Genomic DNA, 24,205 nt, shown 5'->3' on the forward strand with positions numbered 1-24,205 from the left:
GGGCGTTTCGCGCGTCCGCAGCGGGGGAGGTCTCTGAGACGATGATCGGGTTGCGCAGCGGGGGCTGTGCTGCCCAAAAGTGCGGTCGGGTGGAGATATGCATCGCGGTGGCGGACTGGGCGAGGGCACGGACGACCTGGGGCCCGAGCGAGCCGAGCGGACCCACAAGGGGCGACACCGGCGCGCGGACAAAAGCGGCGAGAGCCGTGAGGAACACAGCGCGAGCAGGAGTGGCCGGGTGGGGGTGACCTACAAGTACTTCGGGGCGCCGAACGGCGCCACCGCCGCCCGCGTGCCCCTTTCCATGCGCCCCGAGGAGCTCGGCGGTGACGAGCTGGGCATGGGCGGGATGTTCACCAGGATCAAGCCGGAGACCGTGGCCGCCATGGTCCTCACCGGCATCCAGGGCATACCCCTGCACAAAGTGCCCCCGCTCGAGCTGGTGGTTCTCCACCCCGACTACGCGGTCGTCAAGCTGCCCATGACCGTCGTCGACCCGCTGCGCGGCATCGGCGAGGAATCGGTGGGCGCGGCGGCGTTCATCTGGTCCACGGTCCCCGACCGGGGCGGCCCCCGCGACGCCTTCACCGTCTACCAGCTGCTGCACGAATGGCAGGATTTCTCCCACCGCCTGCACGAGGCCGGCCACCAGCCGTACTGCCTGGTCTGGCCGTAACCGCCCGCACCGACCCCACCGGACACATGCTCATCGCCCGCTCCATCGCCCTCTTCGTCCTCGCCGCCCTCCTGGAGATCGGCGGCGCCTGGCTGGTGTGGCAGGGCGCCCGCGAACACCGCGGCTGGGCCTGGATCGGGGCGGGGATCATCGCGCTCGGCGCGTACGGCTTCGTCGCCACGCTCCAGCCCGACGCCCACTTCGGCCGGATCCTCGCCGCGTACGGCGGGGTCTTCGTCGCCGGATCGCTCGCCTGGGGCATGGTCGCCGACGGCTACCGGCCCGACCGCTACGACGTGACCGGCGCCCTGGTCTGCCTCGCCGGCGTCGCCCTGATCATGTACGGCCCGCGAGGCCGGTGAGGGGCCCGGCCTATGCTGCGGCATAGGTCCCAGCGATCCCAGCCGTCCCAGGAGGCCCAACCATGAGCACCCGCACCGCAGTGATCACCGGCGCCAGCAGTGGCATCGGCGCCGCCACCGCCCGGCAGCTCGCCGCCGCCGGCTACCGCGTCGTGCTCACCGCCCGCCGTGAGGACCGCATCACCGCCCTCGCCGACGACCTCACCGCCGCCGGCCACCAGGCCGTCGCCTACGCCCTCGACGTCACCGACCGCACCGCCGTCGACGCCTTCGGCGACTGGCTCGACGGCCAGGGGCCCATCGAGGTCCTCGTCAACAACGCCGGCGGCGCCATCGGCACCGAGACCGTCGCCACCGCCGACCCCACCGACTGGCGCACCATGTACGAGGTCAACGTCCTCGGCACCCTCCACATGACGCAGGCCCTCCTGCCCCGCCTCACCGCGGCCGAGGGCACCGTGATCGTCCTGTCCTCCACCGCGGGCCTGGCCACCTACGAGGGCGGTGGCGGCTACGTCGCCGCCAAGCACGGCGCCCACGTCCTCGCCGAGACCCTCCGCCTGGAACTGTGCGGCCAGCCCGTGCGCGTCATCGAGATCGCCCCCGGCATGGTGCGCACCGAGGAGTTCGCCCTCACCCGCTTCCGCGGCGACCAGGACAAGGCCGCCGCCGTCTACACCGGCGTCGCCGAACCCCTCACCGCCGACGACGTCGCCGACACCATCACCTGGGCCGTCACCCGCCCGCCCCACGTCAACATCGACCTGCTCGTCGTCCGCCCCCGCGCCCAGGCCTCCAACTACAAGGTCCACCGCGAGTCCTGACCGGCCATCGGCCGCGGGACCGAGGACCGGCGACCGATAGCCGAAACGATCAAGCTGGCCTAGATTCGACGCACAGAACCCCGCCCCACGCCGAAAGACCGGAGATTCGGGAACCATGCGCGTCATCGATTTCGACCACCTCGTCCTCAACGTCGCCGACCCCGAGCGCGCCCTCGCCTTCTACACCGGCCCCCTCGGCCTGGAGCCGGTCCGCGTGGACGAGTGGCGCGCCGGCAAGGTGCCCTTCCCCTCGGTCCGCGTCTCCCCGACCACGATCATCGACCTGGTCGAGGGCCCCCGCGGCGAGACCAACGTCGACCACCTCTGCCTGGTCGTCGAACCCCTCGACTGGCAGACCGTCATCGACGCCGGCACCTTCGACGTCGTACGCGGCCCCATCTCCGCCTTCGGTGCCCGCGGCACGGCCCAGTCCCTCTACGTCCGCGACCCGGACGGCAACACGGTCGAACTGCGCTGGTACCCGCAGGACGCGTGAGCCGGCACCGGTCGCCGGCCCGGCCCTTCGTCCGCCTCAGCCCTTCACGCAGATGACCTGCTTGAGGTGGGCCACGACCTCGACGAGGTCCCGCTGCTGCTCCATGACCTGCTCGATGGGCTTGTAGGCGGCCGGGATCTCGTCGACGACGCCGGAGTCCTTGCGGCACTCGACGCCGCGCGTCTGGTGCGCCAGGTCCTCGGCGGAGAAACGCTTCTTCGCGGCGTTGCGGCTCATGCGGCGGCCGGCGCCGTGCGAGGCGGAGTTGAACGAGTCCTCGTTGCCCAGGCCACGCACGATGTACGAGCCCGTGCCCATGGAGCCGGGGATGATGCCGTACTCGCCGCCGCCCGCGCGGATCGCGCCCTTGCGGGTGACCAGCAGGTCCACGCCCTCGTAACGCTCCTCGGCCACGTAGTTGTGGTGGCAGGAGATCTCGGGCTCGAAGGTGGGCTTCGCCTTCTTGAGCTCCTTGCGGATGACGTCCTTGAACAGCGCCATCATGATCTCGCGGTTGTGGCGCGCGTACTCCTGCGCCCAGAACAGGTCGTGCCGGTAGGCCGCCATCTGCGGGGTGTCGGCTATGAACACCGCGAGGTCGCGGTCGACCAGGTTCTGGTTGTGCGAGAGCTTCTGCGCCTGGCCGATGTGGTACTCGGCCAGCTCCTTGCCGATGTTCCGGGAGCCGGAGTGGAGCATGAGCCACACCGAACCAGACATATCTACACAAAGCTCCACAAAATGATTTCCCGAGCCAAGCGTTCCCATCTGCTTCAGCGCGCGCCCCTGGCGGAACTTCACTGCCTCCGCCACCCCCTGGAACCGTCCCCAGAAGTCGTCCCAGCCCGCCGTCGGCAGGCCGTGCAGGCGGACCGGGTCGACCGGGTCGTCGTGCATGGCGAAGCCGACCGGGATGGCGTCCTCGATCTTGCGGCGGAGGCGGGAGAGGTCGCCGGGGAGGTCCTCGGCGCGCAGGGAGGTCCTGACCGCGGACATGCCGCAGCCGATGTCGACGCCGACCGCCGCCGGGCAGACGGCGCCGCGCATCGCGATCACGGATCCGACCGTGGCGCCCTTGCCGAAGTGGACGTCCGGCATCACGGCGAGGCCCTGCACCCACGGCAGTGTCGTCACGTTCTGCAGCTGCCGCAGGGCGACGGGCTCGACGGTGGCCGGGTCGGCCCACATGCGGATCAGCACCCGGGCGCCGGGCACCTCGGTGTAGGACATATTGGGTTCATTCCCCCGAATAGAGCAGATAAAGCAAACAGCGGACGTATTCGCTGATAGTCGACAGGGAACCGGCGGATGCGGCGGCCCGTGCGGTACACATTGTGTTCAGTCGCCACCCTGCGGCGACAACCCGTTTTCCGGCGAAGGGAGCCACGGACAGTGCAGCGAAGGGCGTACGCACCGGCAGCAGCACTGGCCGCGGTGGCGGTGCTGTCGGCGCTGCTCGGCGGGTGCGGCGGGGGTGCCGGGGCCGACGGCCACGGCCAGGACGCCAAGCCCGGGCCGGGCGGTTCGTCGGCCGGCTCGGCGGAGCCGGGGAAGTACCACAGCCTGCCCGAGCCGTGCGGCTACGTGAGCCCCGCGACGATCCGGCGGATGCTGCCGGGCGTGGACCAGGGCGACGAGGAGGAGGCCAAGCGCCTGCTGCGCGGCCAGGCCGCGATCACGTACGACACGGACCGCCGGGTGGGCTGCCGCTGGAAGCTGGAGACCCCGGAGGGCACGCGGCATCTGACGGTGGACTTCGAGCGTGTCGTGTCGTACCAGCCGGGGATCAGTGACGAGAACCGGGCCCGCCAGCTGTACGCGCGGCAGGCGGCCGAGGCGCACATCGCCGTTGCGACGCCGTCGGCGTCCTCCTCGCCGTCCGCCTCGGCGGGCGGCGCCTCGCCGAGCACCGGCCCGGCCCCGCAGCTGCGCGGCGCCACGCCGGCGCCCTCCTCCCCGCCGGCGTCCACTGCGGCGCCGTCCGGCGGAGCGTCCTCGGCGTCGCCGTCGGCCGATCCGCGGCTGGCGCCGCGGGTGCTGGACGATCTGGGCGACGACGCGTTCGTGAACGACAAGCTGGTCACGGCGGGCTCGGGGGTGCACCGTGACGTCACGGTGGTCTTCCGTTCGTCCAATGTGCTGGTGACGATCGCGTACGACCAGTGGACGACGGATTCGCGGCACGTGCCCGCCAGCCAGGACCTGCAGGGCAAGGCCCAGGACCTGGCCCGTGAACTCGACGCGGGGCACTTCGGTAATTAGCGGGTGATTAGCCCGGGCGCGAGGGCGCAATGCGGCGTCCGCCGTGCCCGGGCCGCGTACCGTGCCCGTATAAAACCGTGCTCGTATCAAACCGGTACGGCCCCCGCCGTCACTACTTTCGAATGAGCGAAGGACCCATGCACCGACGTACAGCCCCGCGACTCGCCCGATTCCTCGCCTGCGCCGCAGTTCCGGTGATGCTCGTCGCCACCGGCTGCTCGGACGACGGCGGGGAGAAGAAGGAGCCGGAGAAGAAGCCGTCGTCCGCGGCCCCGGGTTCGGCGAAGCCGAGCGCCTCGGCGTCCGCCTCCGCGAAGGCGGCGACGTTCGCCAAGCTGCCGGAGGTGTGCAAGACGCTGTCCGGTGACACCATCGACAAGCTGGTGCCGAAGGCGGAGAAGAAGGAGGGCAAGGCGCTGCCCTCGTCCGACACCAATGACTCCGCCAGCTGCATCTGGAGCGGTCTGAACGACAAGGACGTCAAGGACCTGCAGTTCCGTACGCTGACGGTGTCGCTGAAGCGGTTCTCCTCGGACCCGACGCTGGGTTCGGGCGAGAAGCGGGCCGACGATTTCCAGGCGAAGCAGGTGCAGGCGGCGACGACGCAGGACGGTGCGAAGGACGCCAAGTCGGAGAAGGTCTCGGGCATCGGTGACACGGCGACGGTGGTGAGCTCGACGACGAAGAAGGACGACAACGAGTTCAAGAACGAGACGGTCGTCGCGCGCACCCAGAACGTGGTGGTGACCGTGAAGTACAGCGGTGCCGGTTACGAGGGCGCGAAGACGCCGGACGCGGACGAGCTGAAGAAGTCGGCGCAGGACGCGACCAAGGAGGTCGTGAAGGCGGTCGGCGCGGCCAACGGCAAGCAGTAGGCAGTAGCCAGCCGAAAAGGGCCCCGGTCCGGTGATCTCTCACCGGACCGGGGCCCTTTTCCGTATCGGCGACCCGTTACGCGCTCAGCAGCTTGCGCACCCGGTCGGCGCCGACGGCGAGCAGCAGCGTGGGCAGGCGCGGGCCGGTGTCCCGTCCGACGAGCAGGTGGTAGAGCAGCGCGAAGAACTGGCGCTGGGCGACCTTGAGCTCGGGGGTGGGCTTGGCCTCGGGGTCCAGGCCGGCCATGATCTTCGGCACGCCGTAGACGAGGTGGGTCAGGCCGTCGAGGGACCAGTGCTCGTCCAGGCCCTCCAGCAGCAGGCGCAGCGACTCGCGGCCGGTGTCGTCGAGGGAGGCGAGGAGCTCGGTGTCGGGCTCGGCGCGGACGATGGTGCGCTGGTCGGCGGGGACCTGGTTGTTGATCCAGTGCTCGGCCTTGTCCAGGCGCGGGCGGCACTCGTCGAGGGTGGCGACGGGGTTGGCCGGGTCGAGGTCGCCGAGGATGCGCAGGGTCTGCTCGTCGTGGCCGGCGGTGATGTCGACGACGGAGGCCAGCGTGCGGTAGGGCAGCGGGCGGGGGGTCGTGGGCAGGTCGCCGGTGGCGGTGCGGACGGCGCGGTTGTAGGCGGCGACGTCGGCGGGCAGGGCGGTGCCGTCGGCGACCTTGGCGACGAGCTTGTCCCACTCGTCGTAGAGCCGCTGGATCTCCTGGTCGAAGGCGATCTTGAAGGACTGGTTGGGCTTGCGGCGGGCGTAGAGCCAGCGCAGCAGCGGGGCCTCCATGATCTGCAGGGCGTCGCCGGGGGTGGGCACGCCGCCCTTGGAGGAGGACATCTTGGCCATGCCGCTGATGCCGACGAAGGCATACATGGGGCCGATGGGCTGCTCGCCGCCGAAGATCGGGCCGACGATCTGGCCGCCGACCTGGAAGGAGGAGCCCGGGGAGGAGTGGTCGACGCCGGAGGGCTCGAAGATCACGCCTTCGTGGGCCCAGCGCATGGGCCAGTCGACCTTCCAGACGAGCTTGCCGTGGTCGAACTCCTTGAGCAGCACGGTTTCGCTGTGGCCGCACTGGCAGGTGTAGGAGAGCTCGGTGGTCTCGTCGTCGTACGCCGTGACGGTGGTGAGGTCCTTGTTGCAGACGGTGCAGTACGGCTTGTACGGGTAGTAGCCGGTGCTGCTGCTGCCGTCGTCCTCGGTGGCGGCGCCGGAGCCCTCGGCGGCCTCCAGCTCGGCCTCCTCGACGGGCTTCTGCTGCTTCTTGACCGCGGTGGCGGGCTTGGCCTTGGTGCGGTACTGGGCGAGGATCGCGTCGATGTCGCCGCGGTGCTTCATGGCGTGCAGGATCTGCTCGCGGTAGGCACCGGAGGTGTACTGCGCGGTCTGGCTGATGCCGCGGTACTCGACGCCGAGCTCGTCCAGGGCCTCGATCATGGCGGCCTTGAAGTGCTCGGCCCAGCTGCCGTACGGGCTGCCGGGCGGGGCGGGCACGGCGGTCAGCGGCTTGCCGATGTGCTCGGCCCAGGAGGGGTCGATGCCGGCCGGGACCTTGCGGTACCGGTCGTAGTCGTCCCAGGAGAGGATGTGGATGCACTCGTGGCCGCGGCGGCGGATCTCGTCGGCGACCAGGTGCGGGGTCATGACCTCGCGGAGGTTGCCGAGGTGGATGGGGCCGGAGGGGGACAGGCCCGAGGCGACGACGATCGGTTTGCCGGGAGCGCGGCGCTCACCTTCGGCGATGACCTCGTCGGCGAAACGGGAGACCCAGTCGGCCTCGGTGCTCTGAGCCTGAGCCACGGCACTTCCTTCCTTACGGTCCTGGCATGACCATTGTCCCAGACGGACGGGGTGCTCCGCGGGTTGCCCGAGGGGGGCGCGAATTCCGTGGGGACCGTGGTACACGCATGGGATACTCGGGGTGTCGAAATGCCGCCTACCGGAATGGCACCTTTCCATGGCTTCGGTTCCTTCGCTCGCTTCCACGCTTCACCAGCGCATCGCGGACGCCCTGGCGGCCGCCGTGCCGCAGGCCGGCGCCGCCGACCCGCTGCTGCGACGAAGCGACCGGGCGGATTTCCAGGCCAACGGCATGCTGGCGCTGGCGAAGAAGCTGAAGGGCAATCCGCGGGAACTGGCGGCCGAGGTCGTGAAGTCCCTGCCGGCGGACGAGCTGATCAAGGACGTCGAGGTCTCCGGCCCGGGCTTCCTGAACATCTCGATCACCGATGCCGCGATCACCGGCACCCTGGCGGCCCGTGCGGCGGACGAGCGCCTGGGCGTGCCGTTCAAGGAGCACCCGGGCACGACGGTGATCGACTGGGCGCAGCCGAACGTGGCCAAGGAGATGCACGTCGGTCACCTGCGGAACACGGTGATCGGCAACTCGGTCGTGCGGCTGCTGGAGTTCACCGGTGAGAAGGTGGTCAGCCGCCACCACATCGGCGACTGGGGCACGCAGTTCGGCATGCTCATCCAGTACTTGATCGAGCACCCGCACGAGCTGGACCACAAGGACACGCAGGTCTCCGGCGAGGAGGCCATGTCGAACCTGAACCGGCTGTACAAGGCCTCGCGTGCGCTGTTCGACTCGGACGAGGAGTTCAAGGGCCGGGCCCGGCGCCGGGTGGTGGACCTGCAGGCGGGCGACGAGCAGACGCTCGCGCTGTGGCAGAAGTTCGTCGACGAGTCGAAGATCTACTTCTACTCGGTGTTCGACAAGCTGGACGTGGAGATCCGCGACGAGGACATCGTCGGCGAGTCGGGTTACAACGACATGCTCGCCGAGACCTGCCGCCTGCTGGAGGAGTCGGGCGTCGCGGTGCGCTCGGAGGGCGCGCTGTGCGTCTTCTTCGACGACGTGAAGGGCCCGGAGGGCAACCCGGTCCCGCTGATCGTGCAGAAGTCCGACGGCGGCTTCGGCTACGCCGCGACCGACCTGTCCGCGATCCGCGACCGGGTCTTCAACCTCAAGGCCGACACGCTGCTGTACGTGGTGGACACCCGGCAGTCGCTGCACTTCAAGATGGTCTTCGAGACCGCGCGCCGGGCCGGCTGGCTCACCGACGAGGTCACGGCCGTGCAGCTGGGCTTCGGCACGGTGCTGGGCAAGGACGGCAAGCCGTTCAAGACCCGTGAGGGCGAGACGGTGCGGCTGGTGGACCTGCTGGACGAGGCCGTCGCCCGGGCGTCGGCGATCGTGCGCGAGAAGGCCCAGGACCTGAGCGAGGAGGAGATCGCCGAGCGTGGTGCCCAGGTGGGCATCGGCGCGGTGAAGTACGCGGACCTGTCGACGTCGGCGGCCCGCGACTACAAGTTCGACCTGGACCAGATGGTGTCGCTCAACGGTGACACCTCGGTCTACCTGCAGTACGCCTTCGCGCGCATCCAGTCGATCCTGCGCAAGGCGGGCGAGGCGGGTCCGGTGGCGCACCCGGAGCTGGCGCTGGCTCCGGCGGAGCGCGCCCTGGGTCTGCACCTGGACCAGTTCGCGGCGACGGTGGCGGAGGCGGCCGGGGAGTACGCGCCGCACAAGCTGGCGGGGTACCTCTACCAGCTGGCCTCGCTGTACACGACGTTCTACGACCAGTGCCCGGTGCTGCGCGCCGAGTCGCCGGAGCTGGTGGAGAACCGCCTGTTCCTGTGCGACCTCACGGCCCGCACGCTGCGCCAGGGCATGGCGCTGCTGGGCATCCGTACGCCCGAGCGCCTCTGACGGCTCATCCCGCGCCGGCGCCGAGCTCGAACCAGATCAGCTTGCCGACCAGCCCCTGGGGCTGGTCGCGCAGGGCGAAGCCGCCCCAGCTGTCGGCGCACCACTGGACCAGGCCCAGGCCCCGGCCCTGTTCGGCGCCGTTGTCGGCGGCGTCGGGCAGGGCGACGCGGTCGAGCGCGGGCATGCGGGGGTTGGTGTCCCACACGGCGACGCGCACCCGGTCGCCCTCGCGTTTGACGCGTACGGAGGCGGGGCCGTCGGAGTAGCGGTAGGCGTTGGTGACGAGCTCCGAGGTGAGCAGCTCGGCGGTGTCGGCGAGTTCGAGGAAGCCGTGTTCCTCGAAGATGGTGCGCAGGGTGCGCCGGGCGATGCACGGCGCCATGGGGTCCGAGGGGACCTGGAGGGTGTACTCCCAGTCGTCCGTGGGTTCGGGGTCATGACTCATGCACGCCTCCGTGGAGTAAGCGACCTGACACACACGGTAGTCATGGTCGGAGCACATACCCCGCCCCTCGGGGTTTTCAGCAAGAGACGACCTGTGTGGGTGACGATCGTGAACTATGCGCCCACTCTCGCGTGAGCTGCGCAAACGCGATGTCTTCGCACGGGGCGGGAATGCACGGGCGGCGCCGTGCGGTCCCGGAGGCCGGGATTCCCGCAGGACGCCGCCATTGCGCTGCGTAACAAAGGGGCCGGGGGCGGCGGCTAGAGCTGCCGCGCGACCTCCGTCGCCCAGTACGTGAGAATCATGTTCGCCCCGGCGCGCTTGATGCCGGTGAGCGTCTCCATGATGGCCCGGTCGCGGTCGATCCAGCCGTTGGCGGCGGCCGCCTCGACCATCGCGTACTCGCCGGAGATCTGGTACGCGGCGACGGGCACGTCGACGGCGTCGGCGATCTTCGCGAGGACGTCGAGGTAGGGCAGGGCCGGCTTGACCATGACCATGTCGGCGCCCTCGTTCAGGTCGAGGGCGAGCTCGCGCAGGGACTCGCGCAGGTTGGCCGGGTCCTGCTGGTAGGTCTTGCGGTCGCCGGTCAGCGAGGAGCCGACGGCCTCCCGGAAGGGGCCGTAGAACGCCGAGGCGTACTTGGCGGTGTAGGCGAGGATCGCCACGTCCTCGTGGCCGGTCTGGTCGAGGGCGTCGCGCACGACGCCGACCTGGCCGTCCATCATGCCGCTGGGGCCCACGACGTGGACGCCGGCGTCGGCCTGGACCTGGGCCATCTCGGCGTAGCGCTCGAGGGTGGCGTCGTTGTCGACGCGGCCGGCGGCGTCGAGGACGCCGCAGTGGCCGTGGTCGGTGTACTCGTCCAGGCACAGGTCGGACATGATCACGAGCTCGTCGCCGACCTCGGCCTTCACGTCGCGGATGGCGACCTGCAGGATGCCGTCGGGGTCGGTGCCGGCGGTGCCGAGCGCGTCCTTCTTGGCGTCCTCGGGGACGCCGAAGAGCATGATCCCGGCGACGCCCGCCTCCAGCGCCTCGACGGCGGCCTTGCGCAGGGTGTCACGGGTGTGCTGGACGACGCCGGGCATCGCCGAGATCGGCACCGGCTCGCCGATGCCCTCCCGCACGAAGGCGGGAAGGATCAGGTCGGCCGGGTGCAGCCGGTGTTCGGCGACCATGCGGCGCATGGCGGGGCTGGTCCTCAGCCGCCGGGGCCGCGACCCCGGGAAGCTGCCGTACGTGGTGCTCAACTGCGTGCCCTCCTACGTGATCCGGGCCGCCGCTCGCTCGGACGGGTGACCGCTTCACCGGCCTCCAGGGCGGCGTCGCGGCGGGCCGCGCCGAACTCCGCGAGCGCCTCGGCCAGCTTGTGCACCGAGGGCTCGGGCGACAGCACGTCCACCCGCAGGCCGTGTTCCTCCGCGGTCTTCGCGGTGGCCGGGCCGATGCAGGCGATGACGGTGACATTGTGGGGCTTGCCGGCGATGCCGACGAGGTTGCGCACCGTGGAGGAGGAGGTGAAGAGCACGGCGTCGAAGCCGCCGCCCTTGATCGCCTCGCGGGTCTCGGCCGGCGGCGGCGAGGCCCGCACGGTGCGGTAGGCGGTGACGTCGTCGACCTCCCAGCCCAGCTCGATCAGGCCGGCGACCAGGGTCTCGGTGGCGATGTCGGCGCGCGGCAGGAAGACGCGGTCGATCGGGTCGAAGACCGGGTCGTAGGGCGGCCAGTCCTCCAGCAGGCCTGCGGCGGACTGCTCGCCGGAGGGCACGAGGTCGGGCTTGACGCCGAACTCGACCAGGGCGGCGGCGGTCTGCTCGCCGACCGCGGCGACCTTGATGCCGGCGAAGGCGCGGGCGTCGAGCCCGTACTCCTCGAACTTCTCCCGCACCGCCTTGACGGCGTTGACGGAGGTGAAGGCGATCCACTCGTAGCGGCCGGTGACCAGGCCCTTGACCGCGCGCTCCATCTGCTGCGGGGTGCGCGGGGGCTCCACGGCGATGGTGGGCACCTCGTGCGGCACCGCGCCGTAGGAACGGAGCTGGTCGGAGAGGGAGGCGGCCTGCTCCTTGGTGCGCGGCACGAGCACGTTCCAGCCGAAGAGCGGCTTGGACTCGAACCACGACAGCTGTTCGCGCCGGTCGGCGGCACTGCGCTCGCCGACCACGGCTATGACCGGCTGGGCGCCGTCGGCCGAGGGCAGCACCTTGGCGGCCTTGAGCACCTGCTGGAGCGTGCCGAGGGTGGCGGTCCAGGTGCGCTGGCGGGTGGTGGTGCCGGCGACGGTGACGCTCAGGGGGGTGTCGGGCTTGCGGCCGGCGGCGACCAGCTGCCCGGCGGTGGCGACGACGTTCTCCAGCGTGGTGGAGACGACCGCGGTCACCTCGCTGGCGCCGACCTCGGCCCAGCAGGTGGCGTCCGCGGTGCGGGCGTCGACGAAGCGGACGTCGCCGCCGTTGCCGTCGCGCAGCGGGACGCCGGCGTAGGCGGGCACGCCGACGGCGTTGGCGATGCCGGGGACGACCTCGAAGGTGATGCCCTCGGCGGCGCAGGCCAGCATCTCCTCGGCGGCGTCGCCGTCGAGTCCGGGGTCGCCGTGCACGGCACGCACGACCCGCTTGCCGGTGCGCGCGGACGCCATGACAAGATTGGCGGTGTCCCGAAGGACGGGCACGTCCGCGGCCTTTGATGCCTCGTCAGTAACCGTGTGGAGGGGCACGTCCACGGTGCTGCGGGCGTGCGCGCGCACCACGTCGAGCACCTGCGGATCGGCGATCAGGACGTCCGCGGCCGCCAGTGCCTCCACGGCACGCAGCGTCAGCAGGCCCGGGTCACCGGGGCCTGCGCCGAGGAAGGTGACGTGCCCGTGCGCGGAGTGGTTCGGGGCGGTGGGGTTCAATGTGCTCGCTCCCCCATAAGACCGGCCGCACCCTTGTCGAGCATCTCGGCGGCGAGTTCGCGGCCGAGGGCAAGGGCGTCCTGTTCGGACGCGGGTACGGGACCGGTGGTGGACAGCTGCACCAGCGTCGAGCCGTCGGTGGTGCCGACGACGCCGCGCAGGCGCATTTCGGTGACAGCCTGCTCCTCGACCAACAGGTCGGCCAACGCACCCACGGGCGCGCTGCAGCCGGCCTCCAGGGCGGCGAGCAGGGAACGCTCGGCGGTCACGGCGGCCCGGGTGAACGGGTCGTCGAGCACGGCGAGCGAAGCGGCGAGCGGTGCGTTGGTCGCGACGCACTCGATCGCCAGTGCCCCCTGGCCGGGGGCGGGCAGGATCCGGTCGGCCGGCAGGTACTGGGTGACCTCGTCCAGCCGGCCCAGGCGGGTCAGGCCCGCCGCGGCCAGCACCACGGCGTCCAGCTCGCCGTTGGCGACGAAGCCGAGCCGGGTGTCGACGTTTCCGCGCACGGGCACGGTCTCGATCCGCCGGCCCGCCTCGCGGGCCCAGGCGTTGAGCTGGGCCATGCGGCGGGGCGAACCGGTGCCGATGCGTGCCCCGTCGGGGAGCTGCTCGAAGGTGAGCCCGTCGCGGGCGACGAGCACGTCGCGCGGGTCCTCGCGCTTGGGGACGGCGGCCAGCAGCAGCCCGTCGGGCTGCGCGGTCGGCAGGTCCTTCAGCGAGTGGACGGCGAAGTCGATCTCGCCGGCGAGGAGCGCGTCGCGCAGCGCCGAGACGAACACGCCGGTGCCGCCGATCTGCGCCAGCGCCTCGCGCGAGACGTCGCCGTAGGTGGTGATCTCCACCAGTTCCACCGGATGTCCGGTGGCCTTGCGGACCGCCTCGGCCACCTGACCGGACTGAGCCATCGCGAGCTTGCTGCGGCGGGTGCCCAACCGCAGGGTGCGCCGCGTCGAAGAGGTGTCGTTCATGCCGGCTCCCGTGCCGTGGTGTGCCTGTCGGCACGCGTGTCGGCCCTGCTGACGGCGGCGACCGCCTGCGGGTCGAGGTCGAAGAGTTCGCGCAGCGCGTCGGCGTAGCCGGCGCCGCCCGGGGTGGCGGCCAGCTCCTTCACGCGCACGGTGGGGGCGTGCAGGAGCTTGTCGACGACGCGGCGCACGGTCTGGGTGATCTCCGCGCGCTGCTTGTCGTCCAGGTCCGGCAGCCGCCCGTTGAGGCGGGACATCTCGCTCGCCACCACGTCGGCGGCCATGGTGCGCAGCGCCACCACGGTCGGCGTGATGTGCGCGGCGCGCTGGGCGGCGCCGAAGGCGGCGACCTCGTCGGAGACGATGGTGCGCACCTGGTCGACGTCGGCGGCCATGGGGGCGTCCGCGGAGGCCTCGGCGAGGGACTCGATGTCCACGAGCCGGGCGCCGGGCAGCCGGTGCACGGCGGCGTCGACGTCGCGGGGCATGGCCAGGTCCAGCAGGGCCAGGGCCGGTCCGCTGCCGTTCGTACGACCGGCGAGGGCGGCCCGTACGGCGTCGGCGGTCAGGACGAGGCCGGTGGCGCCGGTGCAGGAGACGACGACGTCGGCGAGCGCCAGCTCGCCGGGGACGGCGTCCATCGGCACGGCCGAGGCGGTGAAGCCGGACGCGCCGGGCCCGCCGGGCTCGGTGAGGATGGCGGCGAGCCGCTCGGCGCGCTCCAGGGTGCGGTTGGCGACGGCCACGTGGGCGACGCCGGCGCGCGCGAGGGTGGCGGCGGCCAGCGAGGACATCGAGCCCGCGCCGATGACCAGGGCCCGCCGGCCCGCCGCCCAGTCGGCGACGGGGGTGCCGGCGGCCAGCTGCTCCAGGCCGAAGGTGACCAGGGACTGGCCGGCCTTGTCGATGCCGGTCTCGCTGTGGGCGCGCTTGCCGACCCGCAGGGCCTGCTGGAACAGGTCGTTCAGCAGCCGGCCGGCGGTGTGCAGCTCCTGGCCGAGGGCGAGGGCGTCCTTGATCTGGCCGAGGATCTGGCCCTCGCCGACGACCATCGAGTCCAGGCCGCAGGCCACCGAGAACAGGTGGTGGACGGCCCGGTCCTCGTAGTGCACGTACAGGTAGGGGGTGAGCTCCTCCAGCGCCACGCCCGAGTGCCGGGCGAGCAGCGTGGACAGCTCGGCGACGCCCGCGTGGAACTTGTCCACGTCGGCGTACACCTCGATGCGGTTGCAGGTGGCGAGCACCGCCGACTCGGTGGCGGGCTCGGCGGCCAGCACGTCGTGCGCGAGCCGGGCCCGGCTCTCGCGCGTGAGCGCGGCCCGCTCCAGCACGCTGACCGGGGCGCTGCGGTGGCTGAGACCGACGACGAGGAGGCTCATGCCGGCATCACGGCGGGGACGTCCCCCTCCGGTCCCTTCCTGCTGCCCGCGCCCTGGGCCGGACGGCCCGGGGCCTGCGGGGCGCCGGCGGCCGCGGTGACGGCCGCGGGGCCCTGACCGGGCTCCTCGCCGGCCTTGCGCTGCTCGTGGAAGGCGAGGATCTGCAGCTCGATGGACAGGTCGACCTTGCGCACGTCGACGCCGTCGGGCACGGCGAGCACGGTCGGCGCGAAGTTGAGGATCGAGGTGACACCGGCGGTCACGAGGCGGTCGCAGACCTGCTGGGCGGCGCCGGCGGGGGTGGCGATGACGCCGATGGACACCCCGTTGTCACGGATGATCGACTCGAGTTCGTCGGTGTGGCGCACGGGCAGCCCGGCCACCGGCCGGCCGGTCATGGCCGGGTCGGCGTCGATGAGGGCCGCGACGCGGAAGCCGCGGGAGGCGAAGCCGCCGTAGTTGGCCAGGGCGGCGCCGAGGTTGCCGATGCCGACGATGACGACGGGCCAGTCCTGGGTCAGGCCCAGCTCGCGGGAGATCTGGTAGACGAGGTACTCGACGTCGTAGCCCACGCCGCGGGTGCCGTACGAGCCCAGGTAGCTGAAGTCCTTGCGCAGCTTGGCGGAGTTCACGCCGGCAGCACTGGCCAGCTCCTCGGAGGAGACGGTGGGGACCGAGCGCTCGGAGAGCGCGGTCAGCGCGCGCAGATACAGCGGTAGCCGGGCGACGGTGGCCTCGGGGATCCCTCGGCTTCGGGTCGCCGGTCGGTGAGTTCGGCCAGTTGCCACGGTGCTCCTGCGGGTAGAGCGGGGCTGCGGGCAGCGCCTTGTCCCAGAACCGCCCTGTTGAACGCAGGCTATGCCTTTGTGAACGCGTGCACAAAGATGGTGTCCGATTTGCCCGGCCAACGTGATGGGTGTCACGCGGCGATTCGGCCCGTTCCGGGAACCGTTCGACCGGGTCCCTCGACGGCCGGTCGGGTACCCCGGCTGTCCGCCACACCTGCCACAGGAGTACCACGCGCAGACCCACCGGGACACGGGCGCTCACTCCTTGCGGACTCGAACAAAACGCCCACGATGGTAGTCGACTCAGGCACCCAATCGGACGCCTCGAACGGGAGCGAACGGGGCACAATGGCCGCCATGAGCCCGCTCCTGCGCCGCAGCGCCCGCAAGAACCCCGCCGACAGCGTCGTCACCCTGGTCGGCAAGCCCGGCTGCCACCTGTGCGACGACGCCGAAGCGGTGATCGCACAGGTCTGCGCGGAGCTCGGGGCCCGCTGGGAGAAGAAGGACATCACCCAGGACGAGGAGCTGCACCGCAAGTACTGGGAGCAGATCCCGGTCGTCCTCGTCGACGGGGCGCAGCACGACTTCTGGCGGGTGAACCCCGACCGCCTGCGCAAGGCGCTGGGGGCCTGACGGCCGGGCCGCACGGGCCGCTGGGTAACCGCTCCGACGCGCAGAGTTCACGCCATCGCACCACTCGGGGCTCCGGTTACCCCGAACAAACTGGCTATGCTCGCGGCATGGCCGCACTCGGATGGCTCACCCCGCGCAGGCGCTCCGCCACGGCACGCAGCGTGCTGGCCGGCGAAGCGGCGGCGGAGGCAGCCCGCAAGTCCGCGCAGGAGAACGCCCAGGAGCACGAGGCGTCGCCGGCGTCCGCCCAGGCGCCGGGCGAGCCGGAATTCCCGGTCGCCGGCGACGAGCGGGCAGCCGCGTTCTTCGACCTGGACAACACCGTCATGCAGGGCGCGGCCATCTTCCACTTCGGTCGCGGGCTGTACAAGCGGCACTTCTTCGGCAAGCGCGAGCTCGCGCGCTTCGCCTGGCAGCAGGCGTGGTTCCGGCTGGCTGGCATCGAGGACCCCGAGCACATGCAGGAGGCCCGCGACAGCGTCCTGTCCATCGTCAAGGGCCACCGCGTCTCCGAGCTGATGACCATCGGCGAGGAGATCTACGACGAGTACATGGCCGAGCGCATCTGGCCCGGCACCCGCGCCCTGGCCCAGGCCCACCTGGACGCCGGGCAGAAGGTCTGGCTGGTCACCGCCGCCCCCGTGGAGACGGCGACGATCATCGCCCGCCGACTGGGGCTGACCGGTGCGCTGGGCACCGTCGCCGAGTCGGTCGGCGGGGTCTACACCGGCAAGCTGGTCGGCGAGCTGCTGCACGGCCCGGCCAAGGCCGAGGCCGTACGGGCGCTGGCCGCCGCCGAGGGCCTGGACCTCGCGCGCTGCGCGGCGTACAGCGACTCCGCCAACGACATCCCGATGCTCTCGCTCGTCGGGCACCCCTACGCGATCAACCCCGACAGCCGGCTGCGCAAGCACGCGCGCGAGCACGGCTGGCGGCTGCGCGACTACCGCACGGGCCGCAAGGCCGCCAAGATCGGCATTCCCGCCGCGGCCGGCCTCGGCGCGCTCGCCGGCGGCGCCGCCGCGGGCATCGCCCTGCACCGCCGCCGTCGCTGAGGCCCGGCCGCGGCCCCGCCCGCGGCCGTTTCCGTCAGGTGCTCACCGACCGTGCCGTCCCCGGCGCCGTCCACCTGCCGCCCATCACCGGAACGGGCGACGCCGCGGCGCGCCTCCTCGCCACGCGCCGTAATCGGACTGACCGAACAGGCAATCTTTTTGTCGTACCCATGTGAAGGGTTCGACACTCCTTACGTGTCCGGATTGCCACAACACGCTGCCCAATCGGCCACACTCTCGCCAATTCCTGTCAACTTCCGTTCGTAGTTCGATATTTGAACGGGCATGAACCGTGCTCAGAACGAACGGAAACGATGATTTAGGCAACTCGGTGTAGCGCTGCCTGTACGAAGGGTTATTCTCCTCAAACGCAAGCCGGTACCCGCTTGTCCCTACGACGAGTGAACGGTCCCGCGCTGCACGTGATGGAAGCTCTGCCTCTGGGAGTCCCGTGTACCCACACGTCGGGGTTGACGCCTCGGGCCTGGCTACGCTGCGCGCAGCGGTCCTCGACCGTCTGCGCGGCTTCGTCCCCACCGCGTACGCCGTCCCCGCCTTCGCCGCGCCCGCCCTCGCGGGGGTGGGCGGCCCTGCCGGCCCCTGCTACGCCCTCGCCGAGAGCAGCGCGGCCGTCGGCAGACGCACCCGCCGGGCGGCCGGCGCCGCCACGACGACCCGCCGTCCGAGCGCGGACAGCGACAGCGCCCGCATGCTCGACCTCGTCGAACGCGCCCAGGCCGGCGAGGCCGAGGCCTTCGGCCGGCTCTACGACCAGTACGCCGACACCGTCTACCGCTACATCTACTACCGCGTCGGCGGCCGGGCCACGGCCGAGGACCTGACCAGCGAGACGTTCCTGCGCGCCCTGCGCCGCATCGGCACCTTCACCTGGCAGGGCCGCGACTTCGGCGCCTGGCTGGTGACCATCGCCCGCAACCTGGTGGCCGACCACTTCAAGTCGTCCCGGTTCCGGCTGGAGGTCACCACCGGCGAGATGCTCGACGCCAACGAGGTCGAGCGCAGCCCCGAGGACTCCGTCCTCGAATCCCTCTCCAACGCCGCCCTGTTGGAGGCGGTGCGCAAGCTCAACCCCCAGCAGCAGGAGTGCGTCACCCTGCGCTTCCTCCAGGGCCTGTCGGTCGCCGAGACCGCCCGCGTCATGGGGAAGAACGAGGGCGCCATCAAGACCCTGCAGTACCGGGCCGTGCGCACCCTCGCCCGGCTCCTGCCGGACGACGCCCGCTGATCGTGCCCGGCCCCGCCCGGCCCCCGCGGCCGAGCATCCTTCCGACCCCCGAACCCCCGATTTTCGATGTGATGTCCGCAATCACTCACCGGCGGCCACCTCACCGCGGCCGCGTAACCCGACTGCCGCGCCGCTCGTTGTCCGGGGTGCAGACTTCCCGATGCCACGTCATGCCGGTATTCACTCACTCGATCGAGTGGATGCTCCCCCGGCGTGCAACCCTTCATGTGCCCAGGGGAGTCGACCGTCATGACGAGAGGAGGTGCCGCCTGTGATCGCGAATGTATCGGCGCACCGGCGGGCGAACGCCTTCGCCCAGGCCCTGGACCAGGATGCCCAGGGTGCTGCGGCCGCACAGTCCGGCCCACCGGTGGAAGACACCGAGCAGGCAAAGCTGTTGGCCCTGGCGGGCGGGCTCGGCGCACTGCCGGGCCCCGAGCTGGACCCCGAGGTCAAAACCGTGCAGCGGGCACAGCTGATCGCCGCCATGGAGGCGCAGTTCGCCGGCGGCATCCCCGCACAGCGCCCGGGCCGCGGAGCGCACCGGGCCGGCCGGCTCTCCCGGCTGCGCCCCCGCTCCCGCTGGTCCAAGGGGCTCGCCGCCGGCGGGCTCACCGTGGGCGTGGCGGCGGGGGCGTTCGGCGGCGTGGCGGCCGCGAGCACCAATGCCCTGCCCGGCGACACGCTCTACGGCCTCAAACGCGGCATGGAGGACCTCAAGCTCGGTATGGCGGACGGCGACGCCGCACGCGGCGGCCTGTTCCTCGACCAGGCGTCCACGCGCATGCAGGAGGCCCGCCGGCTGATGGAGCGCGGCCGCGCCGGCGCGCTGGACCACGAGTCGCTCACCGAGATCCGCCGCACCCTCGCGGGCATGCAGCACGACGTCGCCGAGGGCCACCGGCTGCTGCACGGCGTCTACCAGCGGGACGGCTCGCTCGGCGCCATCCAGCGGCTGTCCTCGTTCGCCTCGTCCCACCGCGAGAGCTGGAGCCAGCTGCGCGAGAAGCTGCCCGTCCAGCTCACCGACGTGAGCAACGGCGTCACCTCGGTCTTCGCCGCCATAGACGAAGAGGTCGAGCCGCTGCGGTCGCTGCTGCACAACAACCAGGGCAGGCACGGCTCGCCCACGGGCGGCACCGCCTCGCACCACGGCACGCCCGGCAACGCCGGCAGCCAGTCCTCGCCGTCCGCGAAGGCCTCCTCGTCGGCCGACGGCAAGCGCTCCGGCGGCAAGCCCGCCCAGTCCTCGCCGAGCGGCCCGGAGGAGCACGAGGGGCTCCTCGGCGGTACGGGGCTGCTGCAGCCCCCGTCCGAGGGCACCGGTGCCGACCGGCAGGCGCACGGCAAGGACGGCAGGCCGTCCAAGCAGCCGGACGTCACCATCCCGCCGCTGCTGCCCAACATCCTCCCGGGTCTGGGCATCCACGGCGAGGACGAGAAGTAGGCACCCGCGAGAAGCAGGCACCCGGGCGGTCGGTGTTCTTCCGAAGAGGTTTCTTCAGAAGAACACCGACCGCCTCTGCACCAGCAGCTTGTAGAGCGTGTGCTGGATCGTCTCGCGCACCTGGTCGGTCAGGTTGAACATCAGCATCGGGTCGTCCGCCGCCTCCGGCGAATAACCGTCGGTCGGGATCGGCTCACCGAACTGGATCGTCCACTTCGTCGGCAGCGGCACCAGCCCCAGCGGCCCGAGCCAGGGGAACGTCGGGGTCACCGGGAAGTACGGGATGCCCAGCAGCCGCGCCACCGTCCTGGAGTTGCCGATCATCGGATAGATCTCCTCGGCCCCCACGATCGAGCACGGCACGATCGGCGCCCCGGCACGCAGTGCCGTCTGCACGAAGCCGCCCCGCCCGAAGCGCTGCAGCTTGTACCGCTCGGAGAAGGGCTTCCCGATCCCCTTGAAGCCCTCCGGCATCACCCCCACCAGCTCCCCGCGCTCCAGCAGCATCTGCGCATCCTCCGCGCAGGCGAGGGTGTGCCCGAGCTTGCGCGACAGCTCGTTGATCAACGGCAGCACGAAGACCAGGTCCGCCGCGAGCATCCGCACGTTGCGCCCGGCCGGGTGGTGGTCGTGCACCGCCACCTGGAGCATCAGGCCGTCCACGGGCAGCGTGCCGGAGTGGTTGGCGACGATGAGCGCCGAGCCCTTCTCCGGGATGTTCTCGATGCCCTTCACCTCGACCCGGAAGTACTTCTCCTTGAACGGCCGCAGCACCGACATGATCAGCTGATCGGTGAGCTCCTGGTCGTAGCCGAAGTCGTCGACCTCGTACTCGCCCGTGATCCGCCGGCGCAGGAAGTTCAGCCCGTGGGCCACCTTCCGCTCCCAGCCGTCCGCGCCCTGCCGCTCCCCGGCCGCCCCGGCCCCGCCGCCGTCCGTCGCCGCCTCGTCGGCGCCCGCAGCGCCGCCCACGGGGCCCCGCCCGGGCCGGGTGCCCGGTCCGGGCCCGTCGTCCTCGCGCTGGGCCGGTACGGGCGCCAGCGCGGCCCGCTCCGTACGGGCCCGGCCGGCGCGCTTGGGCCGCCGCTTGGACCGCGGCTCCTCGCCGAACGGAATCACCTTCGCATCGGCCATGGTGCGTGCGCTCCTCAGTTCTGGCCGCTGCCCGCAGGCATCAGCGCGGCGATCCGGTCGACGGTACGGGCGAGGGCTTCCGGCGGCAGCAGCCCCGGGCCGCGGCTGCGGGCGAAGTCCGCGAAGGCCGCGGGCGTGGAGTAGCGGGGGTGGAACCCCAGCGTGTCGCGCATCTGCGCGGTGTCCACGACCCGGCCGTGGGTGAGCAGCCGGACCTGCTCGGGCGAGAAGTCCAGCGCCCCCACCGAACGCAGCGCGGAGCCGACCCAGGTCACCGTCGGCAGGAAGAAGGGGAGCGTGGGGCGCCCGAGGCGCCGCGCGGCCTGCGAGAGCAGCAGCACGCCGTCGCCCGCGATGTTGAAGGTGCCGCTGTTGAGCGTGCCGCGGACCGGCTCGCCGGCCGCGATGCGCAGCACCTCGATCGCGTCGTCCTCGTGGACGAACTGCAGCCGGGGGTCGAAGCCGAGGACGGTGGGCAGCACGGGCAGCGAGAAGTACTCGGCGAGCGGCGAGTCCGCGCAGGGCCCGAGCACGTTCGCGAAGCGCAGGACGCACACGGCCACGTCGGGCCGGCGCCGGGCGAAGCCGCGCACATAGCCCTCGACCTCCGCCACGTCCTTGGCGAAGCCCCCGCTCGGCAGCGACTTCGGCGGCGTGGACTCGGTGAAGACGGCCGGGTCGCGGGGCGCCGAACCGTACACCGTGGTGCTCGACTTGATCACCAGCCGCTTGACGGAGGGCGTCTTCTGGCAGGCGCCGAGCAGCTGCATCGTGCCGATGACGTTGGTCTCCTTGACCGTCGCCCGGCTGCCGCGCTTGCCCAGGGGCGTGCCGTTGACGTCCATATGGACGACCGTGTCGACGGAGTGCTCCGCGAGGACCCTGCCGATCGTGGGATGGCGGATGTCCGCCCGTATGAAATCGGCCCCGCCCAGACGGTGCTCGGGTGGCACTGCGTCCACCCCGATGACGCGGTCGACGTCGGGCTCGCGCTGGATGCGGCGGACGAAGCGACCGCCCAGTTGCCGTGCGACTCCGGTGACGAGCACGACCTTGCCCAAGATCAGCGCCTTCCTTCCCACCGAGCTGAAGCCCTGTCGCGGCCACCGTAGCGGGTCGTTGTTGCACTGTGATGACCACCGGTGGGGCGGAGCGTCATTTCAAGCCGTAGCGACGGTTTCACTTACTGCTACGTAAGCTCGGGGGCGGCGGCGAGGGGCCATGGGGGTGGCGCCGAACACACCGCAGCCCTCCCGCCGTGAACGACGGGAGGGCTGCGGGACGAGCACAGCGGCGTGCTTACTTCTTGTTGCGACGCTGAACGCGCGTGCGCTTGAGCAGCTTGCGGTGCTTCTTCTTGGCCATCCGCTTGCGCCGCTTCTTGATAACAGAGCCCACGACTACCCTCGCTTACATCGATTCACTCGGTGCGGGGCGTCCGAGCCCACACGACCTACATCGGGTCAGCGTACCCGCCACCGGGCGAACAACGTAATCCGGGGTCCCCGTCAGGCCGTTTCCACCCCCACGAAGGACTCTCGGAGGTACTCGTGCACCGCTTGTTCTGGGACCCGGAACGACCTGCCCACCCGGATCGCCGGCAGATGACCGCTGTGCACCAGCCGGTACACGGTCATCTTGGAGACTCGCATCACCGCGGCGACTTCCGCCACGGTCAGGAACACGACCTCGTTGAGAGGCCTTTCGCCAGCAGCCATGACACACCTGAACCTTCCGCACATGACGCGCACCGGCTTCCCCTCCGGTGACTCCTCGTCGCTGCGCGCTCACTCCCCAGGTTAGGGGCGGGTGATGCGAGTGGGGAAGAGGAGCAGCCATCGGCCGCCTACTGTGACAGACACGCTCGATTGAGTACATAGCGAGTAAGCGGTCGGTAGTAATCAGACCGCACAGTGTCATCAAGCGGAACGGCCACGGACACCCGCCCCTCGGCCTCGCCGACGAACGGCGCGGGGTCGTCCGAGTCCGCCAGACCGATGGCCTCAATGCCCAGCTGACCTGCTCCGCAGAGCCATCCGTGGTCCCCCACGACCAGGGCCGGCACGGGCCCGCCGTCCTCCGCGACGCCGGCCAGCGCGACCCGAAGCGGGAGGGGCGAATGCGTATGTGCGCCCGGCTCACTCGCAGACGGCCGTGCGCCGGGTTCGCGCACCATCGCGACTCCTCCGGCGTAGTGAAGGTTGTATGTGCGTACGCCGAACCGGGTCGTCATGTCGACACTTCGACCCTGCGCCGGGGTGAGGACAGCACATCCCGCCGACGACAGACCGGCGGCCAAACCGGCGTAGAAGCCCAGGAGACGGTGCGGGTGGCCCGTGCCGATGAGCACCGGCGCCCCCGTCGCGGCCACCGTCGCGAGCCGGTCGGCGAAGGCATCGAGTGCCACCATCGTCCGGTCCGGATCAATCACATCCTGCCCGGAAGTTTCCCTGGGATCGACCGAAACACCACACCTCTGGCCCATCAGACGCAACAAATCCGCGAAGCGCCAGTCGTATTCCGGCTCCAGACCGATCAGCACCCGCGGGTCCCGCGCGGCGAACCGCCGGTACCGCGCCAGGCTGCCCTCCCGGGACGTGGCGACACGGCCCGCGATCCCGGTGGCGAGCAGATGGGCGATCAGATCGTCACGCGCGCAGGACACGGCCCGATGCTGGCCGAAGGCCGGCGAGCCCGGCGACCGAACAACGGCGAAATCAGCCCATGTGGTGACCACGAGCCGGGACCGGCGCCCCGTGGGGGGCGGGGCGGTGTCGATCTGCGGCTGCGCCGCGTGGGGGGCGGCACGATCCGCCGGCCGCGGCCTAGGTGTGTTGTCCCGGCAGGTTGGTGACACGGCTGGCGGGTGTTTGGCCTGCGATGCCGGTGTGGGGTCGGTGGTAGTTGTACCAGTCCAGCCAGTCGGGAAAGGCGGCTTGGCGTTCGTGGTCTGAGGTGTAGGGCTGCTGGTAGGCCCATTCCTCGAGCAGGGTGCGGTGG

General features: G+C 71.3%; 25 protein-coding genes. 11 read left to right on the plus strand and 14 right to left on the minus strand.

Going from position 1 to position 24,205, the window contains the following annotated elements; genetic code table 11:
* The first annotated feature begins 97 nt into the window (after window positions 1–97).
* The 4 genes from AB0K17_RS11775 (at window position 98) to AB0K17_RS11790 (ending at window position 2,358) form a co-directional block, all read left to right on the plus strand.
* Complete coding sequence (locus AB0K17_RS11775; RefSeq protein ID WP_365968339.1) at window positions 98–676, plus strand: hypothetical protein; 579 nt, start codon at window positions 98–100, stop codon at window positions 674–676.
* A gap of 26 nt (window positions 677–702) precedes the next feature.
* A complete protein-coding gene (locus AB0K17_RS11780; RefSeq protein WP_365982853.1) occupies window positions 703–1,038 on the plus strand; it encodes a YnfA family protein in 336 nt (111 codons plus the stop codon).
* A gap of 62 nt (window positions 1,039–1,100) precedes the next feature.
* Complete coding sequence (locus AB0K17_RS11785; protein ID WP_365968337.1) at window positions 1,101–1,862, plus strand: SDR family oxidoreductase; 762 nt, start codon at window positions 1,101–1,103, stop codon at window positions 1,860–1,862.
* A gap of 115 nt (window positions 1,863–1,977) precedes the next feature.
* Window positions 1,978–2,358, plus strand: coding sequence for a VOC family protein (locus AB0K17_RS11790; RefSeq protein WP_365982854.1), 381 nt, complete (start codon window positions 1,978–1,980; stop codon window positions 2,356–2,358).
* A gap of 36 nt (window positions 2,359–2,394) precedes the next feature.
* Here AB0K17_RS11790 and AB0K17_RS11795 read toward each other — a convergent pair whose 3' ends face one another.
* Entirely contained in the window at window positions 2,395–3,588 is a 1,194-nt protein-coding gene (locus AB0K17_RS11795; protein WP_365982855.1) for an RtcB family protein, read from the minus strand.
* A 162-nt stretch (window positions 3,589–3,750) separates the two neighbouring features.
* Between AB0K17_RS11795 and AB0K17_RS11800 the strand changes: the two genes are divergently transcribed.
* Together AB0K17_RS11800 and AB0K17_RS11805 are read left to right on the plus strand one after the other, a co-directional pair.
* Window positions 3,751–4,620, plus strand: a complete 870-nt coding sequence (locus tag AB0K17_RS11800; RefSeq protein WP_365982856.1) for a hypothetical protein — start codon at window positions 3,751–3,753, stop codon at window positions 4,618–4,620.
* A gap of 137 nt (window positions 4,621–4,757) precedes the next feature.
* The gene (locus tag AB0K17_RS11805; RefSeq protein WP_365968333.1) at window positions 4,758–5,495 is read left to right on the plus strand and encodes a hypothetical protein; all 738 of its coding nucleotides are present in this window, start codon (window positions 4,758–4,760) and stop codon (window positions 5,493–5,495) included.
* A 76-nt stretch (window positions 5,496–5,571) separates the two neighbouring features.
* On the opposite strand, the gene lysS is transcribed toward AB0K17_RS11805, so the two are convergent.
* Window positions 5,572–7,293 (minus strand): lysine--tRNA ligase, encoded by a 1,722-nt coding sequence (gene lysS, locus AB0K17_RS11810; protein WP_365968332.1) that lies wholly within the window; start codon window positions 7,291–7,293, stop codon window positions 5,572–5,574.
* Window positions 7,294–7,450: 157 nt separating this feature from the next.
* On the opposite strand from lysS, the gene argS reads away from it, so the two are divergent.
* Entirely contained in the window at window positions 7,451–9,208 is a 1,758-nt protein-coding gene (gene argS, locus AB0K17_RS11815; RefSeq protein WP_365982857.1) for an arginine--tRNA ligase, read from the plus strand.
* Between the two features lie 4 nt (window positions 9,209–9,212).
* Here the strand turns inward: argS and AB0K17_RS11820 are convergent, their stop codons facing one another.
* The 6 genes from AB0K17_RS11820 to AB0K17_RS11845 all read right to left on the minus strand — a co-directional run bounded on the left by AB0K17_RS11820 (window position 9,213) and on the right by AB0K17_RS11845 (window position 15,687).
* Window positions 9,213–9,653: an ATP-binding protein gene (locus AB0K17_RS11820; RefSeq protein ID WP_344438422.1), complete on the minus strand. Its 441-nt coding sequence runs from the start codon at window positions 9,651–9,653 to the stop codon at window positions 9,213–9,215.
* Window positions 9,654–9,913: 260 nt separating this feature from the next.
* Window positions 9,914–10,906, minus strand: coding sequence for a porphobilinogen synthase (hemB, locus tag AB0K17_RS11825; protein WP_365968330.1), 993 nt, complete (start codon window positions 10,904–10,906; stop codon window positions 9,914–9,916).
* Entirely contained in the window at window positions 10,903–12,552 is a 1,650-nt protein-coding gene (locus tag AB0K17_RS11830; RefSeq protein ID WP_365968329.1) for a bifunctional uroporphyrinogen-III C-methyltransferase/uroporphyrinogen-III synthase, read from the minus strand. Before AB0K17_RS11830 ends, hemB begins: the two co-directional genes overlap by 4 nt.
* Window positions 12,549–13,523: a hydroxymethylbilane synthase gene (hemC, locus tag AB0K17_RS11835; protein ID WP_365968328.1), complete on the minus strand. Its 975-nt coding sequence runs from the start codon at window positions 13,521–13,523 to the stop codon at window positions 12,549–12,551. The genes AB0K17_RS11830 and hemC overlap by 4 nt, the downstream gene beginning before the upstream one ends.
* Complete coding sequence (locus tag AB0K17_RS11840; RefSeq protein WP_365982858.1) at window positions 13,520–14,899, minus strand: glutamyl-tRNA reductase; 1,380 nt, start codon at window positions 14,897–14,899, stop codon at window positions 13,520–13,522. The genes hemC and AB0K17_RS11840 overlap by 4 nt, the downstream gene beginning before the upstream one ends.
* Window positions 14,896–15,687 (minus strand): redox-sensing transcriptional repressor Rex, encoded by a 792-nt coding sequence (locus tag AB0K17_RS11845; RefSeq protein ID WP_365968326.1) that lies wholly within the window; start codon window positions 15,685–15,687, stop codon window positions 14,896–14,898. Before AB0K17_RS11845 ends, AB0K17_RS11840 begins: the two co-directional genes overlap by 4 nt.
* A gap of 357 nt (window positions 15,688–16,044) precedes the next feature.
* Here AB0K17_RS11845 and AB0K17_RS11850 point away from each other — a divergent pair, with 357 nt between their 5' ends.
* The 4 genes from AB0K17_RS11850 (at window position 16,045) to AB0K17_RS11865 (ending at window position 20,071) form a co-directional block, all read left to right on the plus strand.
* Complete coding sequence (locus tag AB0K17_RS11850) at window positions 16,045–16,323, plus strand: glutaredoxin family protein (protein WP_344438436.1); 279 nt, start codon at window positions 16,045–16,047, stop codon at window positions 16,321–16,323.
* A gap of 107 nt (window positions 16,324–16,430) precedes the next feature.
* The gene (locus AB0K17_RS11855) at window positions 16,431–17,378 is read left to right on the plus strand and encodes an HAD-IB family hydrolase (RefSeq protein WP_365968325.1); all 948 of its coding nucleotides are present in this window, start codon (window positions 16,431–16,433) and stop codon (window positions 17,376–17,378) included.
* A gap of 451 nt (window positions 17,379–17,829) precedes the next feature.
* The gene (locus tag AB0K17_RS11860) at window positions 17,830–18,624 is read left to right on the plus strand and encodes an ECF subfamily RNA polymerase sigma factor, BldN family (RefSeq protein ID WP_365968324.1); all 795 of its coding nucleotides are present in this window, start codon (window positions 17,830–17,832) and stop codon (window positions 18,622–18,624) included.
* 271 nt (window positions 18,625–18,895) lie between these two features.
* Window positions 18,896–20,071 carry a DUF5667 domain-containing protein gene (locus tag AB0K17_RS11865; protein ID WP_365968323.1) on the plus strand — a complete coding sequence of 392 codons (1,176 nt, stop codon included), beginning with the start codon at window positions 18,896–18,898 and terminating at the stop codon, window positions 20,069–20,071.
* Window positions 20,072–20,125: 54 nt separating this feature from the next.
* Here the strand turns inward: AB0K17_RS11865 and AB0K17_RS11870 are convergent, their stop codons facing one another.
* From AB0K17_RS11870 to AB0K17_RS11895, 6 genes are all read right to left on the minus strand, one after another.
* Window positions 20,126–21,205 carry a lysophospholipid acyltransferase family protein gene (locus AB0K17_RS11870; protein WP_365968322.1) on the minus strand — a complete coding sequence of 360 codons (1,080 nt, stop codon included), beginning with the start codon at window positions 21,203–21,205 and terminating at the stop codon, window positions 20,126–20,128.
* Window positions 21,206–21,219: 14 nt separating this feature from the next.
* Window positions 21,220–22,266: an NAD-dependent epimerase/dehydratase family protein gene (locus AB0K17_RS11875; RefSeq protein ID WP_365982859.1), complete on the minus strand. Its 1,047-nt coding sequence runs from the start codon at window positions 22,264–22,266 to the stop codon at window positions 21,220–21,222.
* 238 nt (window positions 22,267–22,504) lie between these two features.
* Entirely contained in the window at window positions 22,505–22,603 is a 99-nt protein-coding gene (locus AB0K17_RS11880; protein WP_003948845.1) for an AURKAIP1/COX24 domain-containing protein, read from the minus strand.
* Window positions 22,604–22,713: 110 nt separating this feature from the next.
* The gene (locus AB0K17_RS11885; protein WP_154080489.1) at window positions 22,714–22,923 is read right to left on the minus strand and encodes a helix-turn-helix domain-containing protein; all 210 of its coding nucleotides are present in this window, start codon (window positions 22,921–22,923) and stop codon (window positions 22,714–22,716) included.
* A 128-nt stretch (window positions 22,924–23,051) separates the two neighbouring features.
* The gene (locus AB0K17_RS11890) at window positions 23,052–23,870 is read right to left on the minus strand and encodes a phosphatase (RefSeq protein WP_365968320.1); all 819 of its coding nucleotides are present in this window, start codon (window positions 23,868–23,870) and stop codon (window positions 23,052–23,054) included.
* 160 nt (window positions 23,871–24,030) lie between these two features.
* Window positions 24,031–24,205 (minus strand): integrase core domain-containing protein (locus AB0K17_RS11895; protein ID WP_365982865.1); only part of this gene is annotated, 175 nt, incomplete at its 5' end.

The sequence above is a fragment of the Streptomyces sp. NPDC049585 genome, from assembly GCF_040675615.1.
In the GTDB taxonomy this organism is placed as follows: domain Bacteria; phylum Actinomycetota; class Actinomycetes; order Streptomycetales; family Streptomycetaceae; genus Streptomyces; species Streptomyces luteosporeus.

Excerpts from the sequence above, each read along its gene's own strand:
- AB0K17_RS11780 (WP_365982853.1), top strand. The coding sequence starts at position 703 with ATGCTCATCGCCCGCTCCATCGCCCTCTTCGTCCTCGCCGCCCTCCTG.
- AB0K17_RS11855 (WP_365968325.1), top strand. The coding sequence starts at position 16,431 with ATGGCCGCACTCGGATGGCTCACCCCGCGCAGGCGCTCCGCCACGGCA.
- AB0K17_RS11785 (WP_365968337.1), top strand. The coding sequence starts at position 1,101 with ATGAGCACCCGCACCGCAGTGATCACCGGCGCCAGCAGTGGCATCGGC.
- argS (WP_365982857.1), top strand. The coding sequence starts at position 7,451 with ATGGCTTCGGTTCCTTCGCTCGCTTCCACGCTTCACCAGCGCATCGCG.
- AB0K17_RS11820 (WP_344438422.1), bottom strand. The coding sequence starts at position 9,653 with ATGAGTCATGACCCCGAACCCACGGACGACTGGGAGTACACCCTCCAG.
- AB0K17_RS11790 (WP_365982854.1), top strand. The coding sequence starts at position 1,978 with ATGCGCGTCATCGATTTCGACCACCTCGTCCTCAACGTCGCCGACCCC.
- AB0K17_RS11870 (WP_365968322.1), bottom strand. The coding sequence starts at position 21,205 with ATGGCCGATGCGAAGGTGATTCCGTTCGGCGAGGAGCCGCGGTCCAAG.
- AB0K17_RS11795 (WP_365982855.1), bottom strand. The coding sequence starts at position 3,588 with ATGTCCTACACCGAGGTGCCCGGCGCCCGGGTGCTGATCCGCATGTGG.
- hemC (WP_365968328.1), bottom strand. The coding sequence starts at position 13,523 with ATGAACGACACCTCTTCGACGCGGCGCACCCTGCGGTTGGGCACCCGC.
- AB0K17_RS11850 (WP_344438436.1), top strand. The coding sequence starts at position 16,045 with ATGAGCCCGCTCCTGCGCCGCAGCGCCCGCAAGAACCCCGCCGACAGC.
- AB0K17_RS11805 (WP_365968333.1), top strand. The coding sequence starts at position 4,758 with ATGCACCGACGTACAGCCCCGCGACTCGCCCGATTCCTCGCCTGCGCC.
- AB0K17_RS11885 (WP_154080489.1), bottom strand. The coding sequence starts at position 22,923 with ATGGCTGCTGGCGAAAGGCCTCTCAACGAGGTCGTGTTCCTGACCGTG.
- AB0K17_RS11775 (WP_365968339.1), top strand. The coding sequence starts at position 98 with ATGCATCGCGGTGGCGGACTGGGCGAGGGCACGGACGACCTGGGGCCC.
- AB0K17_RS11840 (WP_365982858.1), bottom strand. The coding sequence starts at position 14,899 with ATGAGCCTCCTCGTCGTCGGTCTCAGCCACCGCAGCGCCCCGGTCAGC.